Source organism: Nitrospirota bacterium (assembly GCA_015233895.1).
GTDB lineage: Bacteria > Nitrospirota > Thermodesulfovibrionia > Thermodesulfovibrionales > Magnetobacteriaceae > Magnetomonas.
Genome location: JADFXG010000013.1, coordinates 55,794 through 70,063 on the forward strand (window position 1 = coordinate 55,794; position 14,270 = coordinate 70,063).

Below are 14,270 nucleotides of genomic sequence, written 5' to 3' on the forward strand. Positions count from 1 at the left end.
TGATTTAGAGAATATATTGTGAAACAGGTACTGATGCGAGGCGGTGAGGTGTTTGTTGAAGATGTGCCGGCACCTGTGGCAGCCCCCGGCTTTGTAGTTGTAAAAACAGCTTTTTCGGCAATTTCAGCAGGGACAGAGTTAACCGGCATCAAACACGGAGCAACTCCACTGTGGGAGCGTGCGCTAAGAGAGCCGGAAAAAATAAAGCAGGCTGTCGGTATGGCAGCCCAAATAGGCATAAAAAACACATACTCTTTGATTATGGATAAACTCAACAGCGGAAACCCTGCCGGATACTCTCTTTCCGGTACGGTTATAGAAACTGGTCAGGGTGTAAATGAGTTTACTGTTGGAGACAGAGTGGCCTGTGGCGGAAACAAGTATGCGTATCACAGTGAGGCCATAACAGCTCCTCAAAATCTCGTTGTAAAAATTCCTGACGGCTTAGGAATGCCACAAGCATCAACAGCAACAATTGGAGCAATTGCACTTCAGGGAGTTCGCAGGGCAGCGCCCACAATTGGAGAGGTATTTTGTGTCATAGGGCTTGGCATACTTGGACAGTTGACAGCTCAAATTTTAAAAGCAAACGGCTGTGTGGTTATCGGTACTGATGTTGACCCTCAAAGGACAGCTCTTGCCATGACCCTTGGAATGCAGTACGCTTTAGAGCCTGAACACGGAGCAGCTGCCGGTGTGGATGCGATAAAGCGCCTAAGTAACGGGCCTGGCGTTGACGGAGTTATAATTACGGCCTCATCTGTCTCTGATAGTATAATTTCAACCGCGTTTAAGATGTGCAGAAAAAAGGGACGCGTTGTGCTTGTAGGAGACGTGGGGCTTAATCTTAACAGGGGGGATTTTTACGAAAAAGAGCTGGATTTTTTTATCTCGGCCTCCTATGGACCGGGCAGATATGACGGCATGTATGAGGAAAAGGGACTTGATTATCCGATAGGGTATGTCAGGTGGACTGAAAACCGGAATATGTCAGAGTTTCTGCGCCTTGTTGCCGCAGGCCTTATAACGCTTGATCCGCTTATATCTGCAACATTTCCGCTTAATGAGGCAAAACACGCTTATGAGGAATTAAAAAGGCCGGAGAGTAAACCGCTTATTATTCTTTTATCATATCCTCAAACCGATACTCTTGCAGTAAGCCGGGTGGTATTTAACCATTCAGCAAAACCTATGAAAGGTAACCGGATACAAATAGCCATTGCCGGATGCAGTAAATTTGCACGTGCCGTACATTTGCCTAATTTGAGGGAGTTAAAAAACCTTTATCACTTACGAGCAATTATGAACAGAACCGGTCTTGTTGCAAAAAACTCGGCAAAACAATTCGGAGCAGAGTACTCAACGACAGATTACAATGCGCTTCTAAAAGACGAAACCATAGATTCAGTTTTAATTGCAACAACGCACAATCTTCATGCTAAAATGGCTTATGATGCGCTTTGTGCCGGAAAGCACGTTTTTGTGGAAAAACCTCTTGCTCTGACAAGGGAGGAACTATCGCGTTTTACCGATTTCTATCAAACAGATTCTCAGTTATCGCCTAAACCCATACTTATGGTTGGTTTTAACAGGCGGTTTTCTCCCCACATTCAAAAAATTAAAAAGCTGACAGAGAAGCGTACCAGTCCTTTGATAATAACCTACCGGATAAATGGCGGATTCGTTGCCCCGGATAATTGGATACAAACCCCGGAGGGTGGAGGACGAAACCTCGGGGAGGCCTGCCACATTTATGATATCTTCACATTTCTAACCAACTCACCTGTAAAAACCATAGAGGCAATGTCTGTCTCCCCGCTTGCCGGATATTATATGAGAAATGATAATTTTACAGCCGTTATGAGGTTTGAGGATGGCTCTCTTTGTACACTAACTTATACGTCTATGGGCAGCAGTGACTATCCCAAGGAGCGTATGGAGGTGTTTTTTGATGGTAAGACGGTTTTATTAGACGATTATAAAAGCACACAGATATATGGGACTCCCTCTGCGGTGTTAAAAACAAAAACAGCAGAAAAAGGCCACAAAGAGGAACTGACAGCCTTTGCTAAGGCTTTTTCAACTGCTGATACTGTTTGGCCAATTGAGTTTTGGCAACTCTTGCAGGCAACCGATATAGCACTGAGAGTTGAGGAGCTTATCACCTGATACCAACTTGAGACCGTTGCAAAAATCATTTTTCAGCCAAAACTTTACAAAAAACACAATTGTAAATATACCAAAATTCAAAAAGATATTCATATTGATTATTTAAAAGGATGAGATTGCCACGCCCCCTGCGGGGGCTCGCAATGACGATAAATAATAGTTTTTACTGTGTTTTTTATTCGTCATTGCGAGGAGCGATAGCGACGTGGCAATCTCAGCCTTTAAAAATAATTAACGTAATTATGCATATCGCTATAAGAGTTTTTTTATTGTGAAAATTCAAAATATCGAATTATGCAACGGTCTCAAGTAGCTACAGTTGCGAGATCCTTAATATGTAAACAGATATAAGCACCAGCGATAAGCAGCTTCAAAACTCATACCGAGTTGCACTCATAAAAATTTTAACCACAGATGGACACAGATACACACAGATAAATTAAATAATAATCTGTAGTTTATTCGTTTTTTGTTAATCTACTTTTTTGACGGCAAATTGGTATTATTTGCTTTCACGTAGCAGTTTATACTCAATACTATCAAGAAGCGCCTGCCATGAGGCCTCAATTACATTTTCACTAACGCCAACCGTGCTCCATTTCGTGGCGTCATCGCCGGATTCAATCAACACCCGCACGCCGGTAGCAGTCCCCAATCCGGACTGAAGCACCCTTACCTTGTAGTCAAGCAACTTGACGGACTTCAGCTCAGGATAGTGCTTATCAAGCGCTTTTCTTAACGCCTTGTCAAGAGCATTTACAGGACCGTTTCCCTCTGACACGGTGTGAACAATCGTACCATCTTCATTGGCTTTGGCTGGTAGCCTGAGTTTGACCGTTGCCTCGCACAGGCAGTCCTTGTCCCGTCCCCACTTTTCCACTATCACTCTGAATCCTAAAAGTTCAAACGCCTCAGCATAGTGGCCAGTCATTTTTTTAATCATAATTTCAAAAGATGCCTCGGCAGCTTCAAACTGGAACCCCTGGTTTTCCAGAGTCTTAAGCTTGTGCAAAAGCCCTGATGCCTCATCATCTATTTTTAAGCCAAACTCCTCGGCTTTCCGCATAATTGTGCTTTTTCCGGCCAAATCTGAAACCAGTATCCGCTGAGTATTTCCTACTGACTCAGGACTTATATGCTCATAGGTGCTGGAACACGCCCTGATAGCGCTTACGTGTATTCCCCCTTTATGGGCAAAAGCACTGTCGCCAACAAACGGCTGCCTCTTTACGTGGCTTTGATTAGCTATCTCAGTAACAAAACGGGAAATCTCTCGTAGTTTTTTCAGCTTATTGTCATCAATACAACGAATCTTACGTTTAAGTTGCAGGTTTGGTATGATTGAGCACAGATTGGCGTTTCCGCATCTTTCCCCAATACCGTTAATTGTGCCCTGAACCTGCTTTACGTTAGCCAAAACTGCCTCTAACGTGTTAGCAACTGCACAGTCGGAGTCGTTATGGGCATGAATGCCAAGTTTTACAGCGGTTTTTGCTCTGACATCCCGTGTAATCAGCCGTATATCGTCAGGCAGACAGCCGCCGTTTGTTTCACAAAGCACTATACAGTCGGCTCCGGCATCCTCAGCAGCTTTGATACACTTAAGCGAGTATTCGGAATTACACAAATAACCCTGATAAAAGTGCTCAGCGTCAAAAAATACGGTTTTCCCGTGCTTTTTAAGATACGTTATCGAGTCGTGGATTAGTTTCAGGTTGTCATCAAATGTGATTTTAAGCGCCTCCGTAACATGTAAATCCCACGTTTTCCCAACAATTGTAACAACCGGTGTTTCAGCCTCAAGGAGATGTTTAATGTTAGTATCCTTATAGACCGGGTGTCCGTGTCTGTGAGTGCTGCCAAATGCCGCTATGCGTGCAGTTTTTAGTTTAAGCTTTCTTACCTCTTTAAAATAGTCAACATCACGGGGATTGGAGCCTGGCCATCCTCCCTCGATAAAGGGAATCCCAAATTCGTCAAGTGCCACGGTTATCCGTAACTTATCCTCCACAGAAAACGACACGTCCTCAGACTGAGCACCGTCCCTGAGCGTTGTGTCATAAATTTCTACTGCATCCATAGCCTTTTTTTATAACACATTACGTGCGGTAAAATAAAGAGGCGCCAATTCACTTTCAAAAAGCTAAATTGCTATAATGTCTTAGGAGTTGTCACAATATGATGAAAAAAAGACATACACTTAGCCTTTATGAATTTAATCTTCTGGTAAAAGAAGTGCTTGAGCATACGTTTGCCAAAAGCTATCTGATAACGGCAGAGATTGCCTCGTTAAATGTTGATGCCCGCGGGCATTGCTATATGGAACTGGTGGAAAAAGACGAGGGTGGAATACGGGCTAACGCCTCAGCCAGGATTTGGGCGTCGTCTTATAAATTAATCAAAGCAGAGTTTGAAAATGCAACAGGGGCTGCGCTTTCAAAAGGGCTAAAGATACTCCTTGAGGCAACCCTAACGTTTCATGAAAGATACGGTCTAAGTTTAATAATTAAGTGGATAGACCCGTCATATACGCTGGGTGAGATGGCAAGGAAAAAGCGTGAAATTCTTCAGAGGCTTGAGGCTGAGGGCATATTAGACCGCAACAAGTCGTTAGCTCTGCCACTTGTGATACAAAAAATAGCGGTGTTCTCTTCTAAAGGAGCAGCAGGGTTTGAGGATTTTATGAGGCATCTGCAGTCAAATCCGTACGGGTACATATTTCACGTGACTCTGTATGAGACCGTCATGCAGGGGGACCGTGTGGAGGAGTCCTTTGTTGACTCACTCAGAAGGAGTCAGGCTCTTGCCGAACAAATAGATGTTGTTGTAATCGTACGAGGCGGGGGGGGAGCAGTTGAGCTGGATGCTTTCAATAGTTACTTAATCGGCAGAGGCATAGCACTTTTGGCCATTCCGGTTATATGCGGGGTAGGACATGAGCGGGATCGCTCTGTAATAGATGAGGTTAGCCACTTATCGGTAAAGACTCCCACGGCGGCGGCGGCTTTTATCATAGAGAGAACAAGAGCTTTTGAGGAGACTCTTGACAGCAGACTTAATGAGTTGGTTCTAACAGTCAGAGAAAGAGACAGCAGGCTTAACACTGAGCTGATTACGCTTTCCAGGACTCTTGAGCATGGAGCCTCAGCTGCAATTTTAAGAGGCAGATATGCAATTAAATCCTACAGTACATCTCTCTATGTCACTCTTAAAATTGTGCAACGGCACAGAAATCATGTCACAGTGCTTAGCGAAAAGTTTAAAACTATAGCGGTTGGTGATTTACGCGCTCTTAAGGCTAAACTTAGTTACCTCAGAAGCCGGCTTGAATTATCACTTAAACAACTGGTTAACAGACAACAGGAGAGATTAAAGATGTTAACAACATCTGCAGCTAACTTAAATCCTGAAAATGTGCTAAAACGAGGCTACAGTATAACTATGGGTGAGGGAGGACTGCTCATAAAAACAGCAGACCAGGTAAGAGAGGGAATGAAACTTCAGACAGTTTTATCCTCCGGACAGATAGAGAGCACGGTGACAGGCACTATCAGTGCCTCAGCACCAATAATTAATACTAAAGAGGGTTAAACAAATGAAAAAGGAAAAAAAATACTCAGAAGCCATACAAGAAATTGAGGGTATAATAACTGAAATTGAAAATGAAACCATAGATGTTGATTTACTTACAGAAAAAGTCCGGACAGCTGTCGGCCTTATAAAGTTGTGCAAATCGAGACTGAGAAGCACCGAGGAGGAATTGGAAAATGTGCTGAAAGAATTTGAGAAACCCGATGAGCCTGATAAACCAGATGAATCCGGAAAGAACCCTAAAAGAAAAACTCAGGCTGAGGAAAAGAACTCATTATTCACATAAGCCAAAGAGTTGAAAAATCAGCGGCATTAAATATATCATAACAATGTATTTGTTCAATTTCAGGAGGGATGATTGTAATGGAAAAGCAAAACATAAACATAAAAGAAATAAGGGAATTGGCACAGAAATTTTCCACTGTTGAGATAGAAACCTGTATAACCCAGCAACTGCAAGAGGGTATAAATGAGTGCAAACTCGGAGGCCCCGCAGACCACGTCATCAACGAACTCTCAAAAGCAGAATATGTAAGCAACAGAATGGCAGACGGCGTATCTGTCGTTGACGCTATGAGAGAACTCGCCAAAAAAATCCGCAATGTTCAGAGCGGATTTGAAAACGGCAGTTAACCGACAGCATACATCTGCCCAACCTGGTTATTCTAAACCCTCAATTTTAATTAACCCTGATAGCTGGCTCAACATCCGGACGCTTGTTCTTTAAGTTCTGGTTACCCTTTAAATCCTGGTCAAGAGGTTGCGCGCCCTTCTGGGCAGAGTTACTTACCCATATCTGTACTCGAGTGTTTCTTTGCCAGTCTCCGGGGGCCTGTATGAATATCATACAGTTTTTATAGGGTTTTATAAATGTTAAAACTGTTGACTTCTTTGCAAAGGATGAGACCACAAAATCCCAGCCGTTTTTTGGCATACTTATTCTGAAAAATTTTATAATTGATTCTGTTGTTACATTACCGCGATAAACAAGAGTGCCGCCGCTAAAGTTGGTTGTATTGATAATTATAGATTCATCCTGCACAATCTCAAGTTCAGTCGGTACTTCTACATCTTCAAAATTGGTACCCATCAAAGACAAATGCGAAGGCTCTGCAGGCGCTTCAGTTGCAGAAGTGCCCTGTTCTGAGGTTTCCTGTCTGACCGTTGTCTTATTAAAACACCCGCTTGCAAAAAACACCACAATTAATGGAACAGCCATCAGAAACTTTTTAAACAACATACACTCACCCCCCTGATAAATTATCGTGGCAAAATCATAACACATTCTTCTTTAATAAATAAACCTGACGCACATGTCAGCTCAGGAACTTTACAATTGGCAAAAGCTCAATTAACCTCTCTTTGATTATATAGTCAGCAGCTGTAAGAGTCTCTATTGATCTGTAACCATAGGCGGCAGCCACGGTTTTTGTGCCGGCGCGTTTTCCGGCCTCAATGTCAAAGGAACTATCCCCTACGACAATGGTCTCGCTCTGTGTTGTGCCGCAAAGCTCCATTGCTTTTAGTACAGGCATAGGAGACGGCTTACATTTGGCAAAAGAATCGTGACCAAATACATATCTGAAATGCTTTGACATATTAAGCCTGTCTATGACAAGTTTTGACATCGCCTCAGTCTTATTACTTACCACTACCATATTGAATGAGGAAAGCGCTGACAGAGTTTCCTCCACCGTATCAAATGCCCTGGTGTTGTCCAGCATGTGGGTTTCGTAGTGAGAAAGAAATGTTTTTAAAACAGACTCTTTTTTATGGAGAAGACCGCTGCCAATCGCTCTTTCAACCAATTTCCCTACGCCCTCGCCAACCAGACTGACCACAGCAGATGAATTCAAAGGCTTAAGCCCCACCGTGGCTATTGCATGATTTAGCGAGGCAGCTATATCCTCTATTGAATCTATTAAGGTGCCATCCAAATCAAAAACAATTAATTTAAGTCCCACAGTTACCGCCTAACGTCCTGTTTTCATCAATCTTTCGTATTTTTCAATCCCAATGCACTCCTTAGCAGCAGGACACCACTGGATACACGTTGGTTTCATTTCTCTTGTTAAGAGAGCATTGCAACTTTTGCAGTTCATTTCATTTTCATCAGACCATATCTCGTTAGAAAAACCGCAATGCACACACAGAAGTTGCTCAGGATACGGTTTGGTGATCTCTTTGCTTCCAGGACAGGTTTCCTTCATAGAATCCTCACTGTTTGTACCCTTTATCTTGTAGCGGTTTATCGTTTTCAAATATCATGTTTTTTCTTGAGCCGTCAGGGTAGGTAAGCACTCCGGGGCCGTTTTTCTTATCGTCCTTAAATTCCCCCTCATAGCTGCTTGCATCAGTATAGGTGTAGGTACCGTGGCCATCTTTTTTCCCGTCTTTAAATGCACCAGTATAAATTATCCCTGAGGGGTCTGTATATGTTCCCTTACCGCTCATTTTTCCATCTTGAAAATCCCCCTCATATTTGGTGCCGTTAGGCCACGTGTACAAACCGTTTTTCATCTTTCCATCGGCAAACTCTCCGGTAAATTTCATTCCCTCTTTCCACGTAAATTCGCCGTGCCCGTTTTGCTTATCATCTTTGTAATCTCCGGCGTACTTGTTGCCGTTAGCAAACGTATAGACGCCTTGTCCATCCCTTTTACCGCCTTTAAACGAACCTGCATACTTGCTGCCATCAGCAAAGTTATATACTCCTGAGCCCTCAGGGGCTCCGTTTTTAAACTCCCCGGCATACTTTGATTTATCGGCAAACTCTAAGATGCCCTCCCCGTTTCTACAATCCCCCTTTAAACACTCTGAAAATACATCTCCACACATAACCGTTATCACTATTAACACCAACAGAATATTTACTGCTATTTTCATTTTTACCTCCTAACTATCTATTCTCTAAAACTACAAAAAACATAATATACTCTAACATAAAGAATAAACTTATTTTAATTCATTTTCCGTAACGACACGATTTTTGCCGGTGTTTTTAGCCATGTAAAGAGCCCTGTCCGCCCTTTCTGTCGTTGCATCAGACTTTTCACCATCGCGAAATATACTGACCCCCACACTAACCGTAAATGACAACGCTTTACCCTCAAAAGCACCGTCGAGTTTGTACCGGGAACTCTCCACAGATTTGCATATAGCGGTTGCCCTCTTTGCGGCATTCTTTAATGAGGTATCAGGCAGAATCACTACAAACTCCTCTCCGCCATATCTGGCAAAAAAATCCTCTTTTCTGATATGCTCCCTGCACACTTGCACCATTGCCACCAGTGCTCTGTCTCCGGTCTGATGCCCATAAGTGTCATTTATGCTCTTAAAGTTGTCTATATCAATCATAAGCATCGAAAACCCTATCCCGTTTACCGTGTTGGCATCCATAAGTTTACGCATATAACTTTCATAAGCCATGCGGTTATACACTCCGGTTAAACCATCCAGCAGGGAGTCTGTACGCGCCTTCATTAAATCCTCTCTAAGGGCTGATACCTCCCGCGTAAGTTCATCTAACTGTTTGGAATCTGCCGTTTCCTTTTGTCTTATCGCATCCTGAATATGCTCAACCTCATTTCGTATTTCCTCTTTTATTTTTTTTATGTCATCAAGCAGGGTTATTTTACCTATCTTTTCGCTCCGCTCATACACCCTCCGGTTAAAGTCCATGTTACCGGTCTCAAGCGCAGATATCCCCTTTGACAGTAGATCAATGATAGTTTTATATTCGGATTCTCTCTCTTTGAAATAAATCTTTTTACTTTCTATGAATGAGATTATTGTTTCTTTACTTTTTTCAAAAACACTCTGAAGACGTTTTACCTTTTCCTCCTTAGAAACATCCTCTGAGAGCGCATCCATCTTACCTTTGAATTTATCGGAATCTATTTCCTTTATATCAAAAGAAAAGTCTTTTAAAAATACTAACAATGTTTTAACAGCCTGTATAAGAAACCTCTTCTGTTCACCCAGACATGTTAATTTCTCAGCTAACTCTTCATTTTTTTCAGCGAGACTCTCAACCGTGGCTTCACCACAATCATCATCCCTCTTTTTAGAAAATAATCCCATATTTGACTCCTATATTTTTAACATGTCGATTGTTGTTGCAATGTCGGTTTAACTTCCCTTTACCGTACTGTCTTATCTTGTCACTTAAACACTTCACGAGTCAAATTTAAATCCCATCCTGATTACATCAATGCAAGCTGCAACAACAGCGGGGTCATATAAAATACCGTTGTTTTTTGTTATCTCCTCAACGGCTCTTTCAACTCCGAGAGCTGCTCTGTAGGGTCTGTGGAATGCCATTGCCTCAACCACGTCGGCAACACACATAATCCTTGCCTCAATCAATATCTCATCTGCCTTTAAACCAGCCGGGTAACCTGTGCCATTTAGTCTTTCATGGTGTTGAAGCACGATGTTTGCAACAGGCCCCGGGAATTCTATGTCTTTCAGAATATCATAACCGACCTTTGAATGGGTTTTAATCAGGGCAAATTCGATTTTATTTAACTGCCCGGGTTTACTCAGTATTTCAGAGGGAATAGCGATTTTCCCCAAATCGTGTATTATACCGGCAAGCTCAATGCAATCTGTTACATCATCGGAAAGCTCCATCTTCTGGGCAATTCTTACCGCAAGTAGTGATACACGGCGCTGATGTCCTGCCGTGTAAGGGTCCTTAGCCTCAACAGCGTGTGACATCGCCTCTACCACATCTTTTATGTTTCTGTTGAGCCGCTCTATGCTTTGCTGCTGCTGCTCTTCAGCCCTTTTACGCACTATTACACTGGCCAGTGCATTAGAGACAGCGCTTAGAATCTCCTTCTCGCTTGCATCGTCAGTGTGCCCTGTTCGCAGGTATATGTTAAGGACTCCAAGGGTTTTATCATTATAAACTAAGGGGGTGCAGTAGTGGCCATGCGGTGACATCCCGGTATATTTGATAGTGTGGCCGTCATCTGTTGTATTAGTAAAGATTATTTTCTGCTCAAGAGCCGCCAGTCCGCAGTGGCAAACACCAAAGGGAACTCTCTCGCATTGTTTTATATTTTCATCGGGAAGGCCCCTTTGTGCCTTAAGAACAAGCTCTGCCGGGTTGCCCTCTGTAAGAAATATTGCACCCTTGTTTTCAAACGTTAACCACGGCATGGACATTATTAAATTAATCGCCTCATCGAGGTAGTCTTTGATATCTATATTTTCCAGGGATTTCCTTAGTAACGAGGCTATGACCGATTGTATCCGGTAGTTATGGCGAAGTTTCTTTTCTGCCTCCCACCGCTCATGTATCTCGTTTCTGAGAGCCTGTTCGGTCTTACTCAGCCTTAAAATATTTTTTACCATACCCTTCAATTCGTATATATTGAAAGGTTTGGTTAAAAACGCTATAGTACCCCAGTCAAAACACCTCTCAATGTAGTCATCACTGGTGTGCCCTGAGAGCACTATTATGGGACACACGTTTTGAGGGGATATTGTTTTTAACTCCTCCAAAAACTCCACTCCGTCCATGCCGGGCATTTTCATATCCAGCACAATAAGTGACGGTTGTTGTTTCTTGCAGAAGTTCAATGCCTCGATACCATTTATAGCTGTTACTATCTCATAACCTTCCCGTTGCAGTATCTTATTAATTGCTATCCGCACACTTTCGTCATCGTCAATGACCATTATTATGTCTTTCAACGCATCCATAGCCACACTGTATTTAAGTATAACTTTTTATCCTCTGTTACGCAATAAGTATAAACCTTTATTGTCAGATAATAATGAAAATATTTTCATAGGCTCATATCTGCCTACTTTATAAAGACCGGTGTGTGCAGCTCTATCTCAGAGGCAAGCTCTTTCATATCTCTGTTATTTAGAGCAACACAGCCTGCTGTCCAATCAGTTTCACCCCCGCCATGGATCATTATGAGGCTGCCCAGCGGTGTGTTTTGCGGAGGAACTTCTCTGTGTTCAATTGCCTCTGTTATCCTGTTGTAATCTTTAATGCAGATTCTGCCGTCTGTGAGGCCTCGCCAGGCATCCATCTGGTTTGGGTAACTAATCAAAAGAGACGGAAGCCCCTCCCCTGTGTCCGGATCTCTGCCGTAGCGGCTTACTGGATTTATATCGGCTATGTAGTAAATCCCCTCAGGGGTCCTTCTGTCGCCTTTAACTCGCTTCGGAAAAATATCATCATTGTAAATGATATTGAATTTGTCATCGTAAAACCATACAAGTGCTGTTGAAAAAATAATTTTATCCCTTGATTTGTACTGATTGTCTCTTTTTACCCATTTCCCTGAGATTGACTCATAGACGGTTATATTTTTGGTGTCTTTGTCTACAAAAACAACGGCTCTGGCTTTTTGTGCATCAGGAAATTTAGCCAGTGGTTTTTCATACATTTTAAATCCGTTATCTTTCATTAACACAAGACACGCTCTGGGTTGGAACGTTAACTTTGTGCTGAGTCTCTTGCCTGAAAAATCTCCAAGTCCCACGTTATAGCGCTTTTTTTCACTCCATGTGTTGTTGTTTTTTTCATATAAAATTAGAATTCTTGTTTCCTTGTTGACCAGTATTTTTTTGTTTGAATTTGATGAATTAAAAAACACCTCCTCTGTTCGTTCATACGTTGAATCAACATAGGTTTTATTGTTGCTGAGGTCTTTTTGCTTTAACCAAAACGAGCTGCCGTTAATTTTTATTTCAAACCACTGAAATCCCTCAGACTGAGTGCTGTTAACCGGCTGTATTTCCATATTTTTAAGAAGATTAAATGATACAGGTGCGTCCTCTGACGGCTCTGTATGGACAGGCAATATATCAACAGATATGCGGTAAAATCCGGAAAAACTCTCCACCGGCTGTGCTACGGCTTGAGGACAATTTAAGATGCAGCATGCGACACTGATAAGGCACGCTGCAACACAAAGCCCTGTACCAAATGGTTTTATATAAAAACCAATTGTAGTGCTTTTCTCAAATCTTACAATCATACTAATCCTAAATTAAACATAACTGCATCAAACCACTCTCTGGTGCTATCTCTTAAGCCCTATTACTGTTTGTAACATCTCATCCGTTGTCTGAATAGACTTGGAGTTAGCCTCGTATGCCCTTTGGTCTGTAATCATGGTGACAAACTCAGAACCGAGGTCAACGTTGCTTTGCTCCAGTGCACCTGCATCTATGCTTCCAAGGCCGCTTGTCTGTGCCGTGTTAATTATAGCATCACCGGAGCTGGGAGTTGAGCTAAACATATTTGCTCCGTCTTTTTTGAGCCCGTTTGGATCATTAAATCTGGCTAAAGCAAGCTGCCCAATGACTTTCGTCTGGCCGTTTGTATATGTGGCGCTTATTTTGCCGTAACTATCAAAGGCGATGCTTGTGAATGTTCCTGAGGAGTTTCCATCCTGGCTAACATCAAGAACCTGTGAACTTACTGCTAATTGCTCCGTTGTATTTGCCCCCGATCCGCCCTGATTTATTGATTTTCCAAAGTCAAAAGTAATTTTCTGCGGGGTCTGTACACCGCCAAGGAAGTTAAACGACATACTCGGCTCTGTGCTTGCAGAAACGCTTGTTCCTGTACCATCGCTTACAAGGTTACCGGCTGAGTTAAATACCAGTGTCTGGGTGACACCTGATACAGCGGAGGTGTCTGTTGCGGTACTAGTGGTGCCAGTGCCTGATAATGTCTGTGATGTGGCAAGGGTCAGAGTGCTGCTTGAGGTTGACTGCTGATACGCATAATGCACCTGCCACTTGTTGTTTGCTGTTTTAGTGTAATATGCTGTTACATCGTGTGCGCCGCCCTGAGAGTCGTATATGGTAGTTGATGTCGAGTAATTATAATTAGCTGGATCGCTATTTACACCGTCTCCGTTGCCGTCAAGCGTAAATGCCGCCGTTATTATACTTGCAGATGAATTTAAGTTTACTTTCCAGTCAACATTGTTTGTTTCCTTAGCAGGGCTTATGCTCATATCTGTCTTAATATCGGTAAGATTACCTGATAAGCTGGTGCTTGAAAGCGATGAACTGCTTATGTCAGTTGCCATATAACCCTGCACTCTTAACCCACTGGATGTTACAAGATAACCACCTTTATCGATGTTAAAGTTGCCAGCACGGGTATAGTATGTTGAATTTGAAGCCGTTGTGGAACCATCATCTTTCACTATAAAAAAACCGTTACCATCTATTGCTAAATCTGTCGGATTATTAGTTGTAATAAAAGACCCCTGAGTAAAAAGAGCGTTTATATTTGTTATATATGAACCTTTTCCAACCTGTCCGCTGCCAGTGCCTATAATAGCCTGACTCAGTATATCGCCAAATTCCGCTCTGCTTGACTTAAAACCGGTTGTATTCATGTTTGCTATGTTATCACCCACAACACCCAGTGATGTGCTGTTTGAGTTCATACCGCTGACTGCCGTCCAAAGTGATGTTATCATATCTATAGCCTCCTGTCTTGTTTCATAACCAAAACC

General features: G+C 42.5%; 13 protein-coding genes. 4 read left to right on the plus strand and 9 right to left on the minus strand.

What is annotated here, in order from left to right; all coding sequences use genetic code 11:
* Window positions 1-18 precede the first annotated feature (18 nt).
* A complete protein-coding gene (locus HQK88_10385; protein ID MBF0617206.1) occupies window positions 19-2,169 on the plus strand; it encodes a bi-domain-containing oxidoreductase in 2,151 nt (716 codons plus the stop codon).
* Window positions 2,170-2,671: 502 nt separating this feature from the next.
* Here HQK88_10385 and HQK88_10390 read toward each other — a convergent pair.
* Window positions 2,672-4,249 carry a citramalate synthase gene (locus HQK88_10390; GenBank protein MBF0617207.1) on the minus strand — a complete coding sequence of 526 codons (1,578 nt, stop codon included), beginning with the start codon at window positions 4,247-4,249 and terminating at the stop codon, window positions 2,672-2,674.
* 98 nt (window positions 4,250-4,347) lie between these two features.
* Between HQK88_10390 and HQK88_10395 the strand changes: the two genes are divergently transcribed.
* From HQK88_10395 to HQK88_10405, 3 genes are all read left to right on the plus strand, one after another.
* Window positions 4,348-5,760 (plus strand): exodeoxyribonuclease VII large subunit, encoded by a 1,413-nt coding sequence (locus tag HQK88_10395; protein ID MBF0617208.1) that lies wholly within the window; start codon window positions 4,348-4,350, stop codon window positions 5,758-5,760.
* Window positions 5,761-5,764: 4 nt separating this feature from the next.
* Entirely contained in the window at window positions 5,765-6,046 is a 282-nt protein-coding gene (gene xseB, locus HQK88_10400) for an exodeoxyribonuclease VII small subunit (GenBank protein MBF0617209.1), read from the plus strand.
* Between the two features lie 92 nt (window positions 6,047-6,138).
* The gene (locus HQK88_10405; protein MBF0617210.1) at window positions 6,139-6,393 is read left to right on the plus strand and encodes a hypothetical protein; all 255 of its coding nucleotides are present in this window, start codon (window positions 6,139-6,141) and stop codon (window positions 6,391-6,393) included.
* A gap of 46 nt (window positions 6,394-6,439) precedes the next feature.
* Here HQK88_10405 and HQK88_10410 read toward each other — a convergent pair whose 3' ends face one another.
* The 8 genes from HQK88_10410 to HQK88_10445 form a co-directional block, all read right to left on the minus strand.
* Entirely contained in the window at window positions 6,440-7,000 is a 561-nt protein-coding gene (locus HQK88_10410; GenBank protein MBF0617211.1) for a hypothetical protein, read from the minus strand.
* 76 nt (window positions 7,001-7,076) lie between these two features.
* Window positions 7,077-7,724, minus strand: coding sequence for an HAD-IA family hydrolase (locus HQK88_10415; protein MBF0617212.1), 648 nt, complete (start codon window positions 7,722-7,724; stop codon window positions 7,077-7,079).
* Between the two features lie 9 nt (window positions 7,725-7,733).
* Window positions 7,734-7,970 (minus strand): hypothetical protein, encoded by a 237-nt coding sequence (locus HQK88_10420; protein ID MBF0617213.1) that lies wholly within the window; start codon window positions 7,968-7,970, stop codon window positions 7,734-7,736.
* A 7-nt stretch (window positions 7,971-7,977) separates the two neighbouring features.
* The gene (locus HQK88_10425) at window positions 7,978-8,646 is read right to left on the minus strand and encodes a hypothetical protein (protein ID MBF0617214.1); all 669 of its coding nucleotides are present in this window, start codon (window positions 8,644-8,646) and stop codon (window positions 7,978-7,980) included.
* 69 nt (window positions 8,647-8,715) lie between these two features.
* Window positions 8,716-9,843 carry a diguanylate cyclase gene (locus HQK88_10430; GenBank protein ID MBF0617215.1) on the minus strand — a complete coding sequence of 376 codons (1,128 nt, stop codon included), beginning with the start codon at window positions 9,841-9,843 and terminating at the stop codon, window positions 8,716-8,718.
* A gap of 93 nt (window positions 9,844-9,936) precedes the next feature.
* Complete coding sequence (locus HQK88_10435) at window positions 9,937-11,466, minus strand: response regulator (GenBank protein MBF0617216.1); 1,530 nt, start codon at window positions 11,464-11,466, stop codon at window positions 9,937-9,939.
* A 113-nt stretch (window positions 11,467-11,579) separates the two neighbouring features.
* Window positions 11,580-12,770, minus strand: a complete 1,191-nt coding sequence (locus tag HQK88_10440; protein MBF0617217.1) for a L,D-transpeptidase — start codon at window positions 12,768-12,770, stop codon at window positions 11,580-11,582.
* 45 nt (window positions 12,771-12,815) lie between these two features.
* On the minus strand, window positions 12,816-14,234 hold the full coding sequence (locus tag HQK88_10445) for a flagellar hook protein FlgE (GenBank protein MBF0617218.1): 1,419 nt from the start codon (window positions 14,232-14,234) through the stop codon (window positions 12,816-12,818).
* Window positions 14,235-14,270: the final 36 nt, after the last annotated feature.

Coding starts and splice junctions, on each gene's coding strand:
- HQK88_10420 (MBF0617213.1), bottom strand. CDS start 7,970: ATGAAGGAAACCTGTCCTGGAAGCAAAGAGATCACCAAACCGTATCCT.
- HQK88_10390 (MBF0617207.1), bottom strand. CDS start 4,249: ATGGATGCAGTAGAAATTTATGACACAACGCTCAGGGACGGTGCTCAG.
- HQK88_10425 (MBF0617214.1), bottom strand. CDS start 8,646: ATGAAAATAGCAGTAAATATTCTGTTGGTGTTAATAGTGATAACGGTT.
- HQK88_10440 (MBF0617217.1), bottom strand. CDS start 12,770: ATGATTGTAAGATTTGAGAAAAGCACTACAATTGGTTTTTATATAAAA.
- HQK88_10410 (MBF0617211.1), bottom strand. CDS start 7,000: ATGTTGTTTAAAAAGTTTCTGATGGCTGTTCCATTAATTGTGGTGTTT.
- HQK88_10445 (MBF0617218.1), bottom strand. CDS start 14,234: ATGATAACATCACTTTGGACGGCAGTCAGCGGTATGAACTCAAACAGC.
- xseB (MBF0617209.1), top strand. CDS start 5,765: ATGAAAAAGGAAAAAAAATACTCAGAAGCCATACAAGAAATTGAGGGT.
- HQK88_10430 (MBF0617215.1), bottom strand. CDS start 9,843: ATGGGATTATTTTCTAAAAAGAGGGATGATGATTGTGGTGAAGCCACG.
- HQK88_10395 (MBF0617208.1), top strand. CDS start 4,348: ATGATGAAAAAAAGACATACACTTAGCCTTTATGAATTTAATCTTCTG.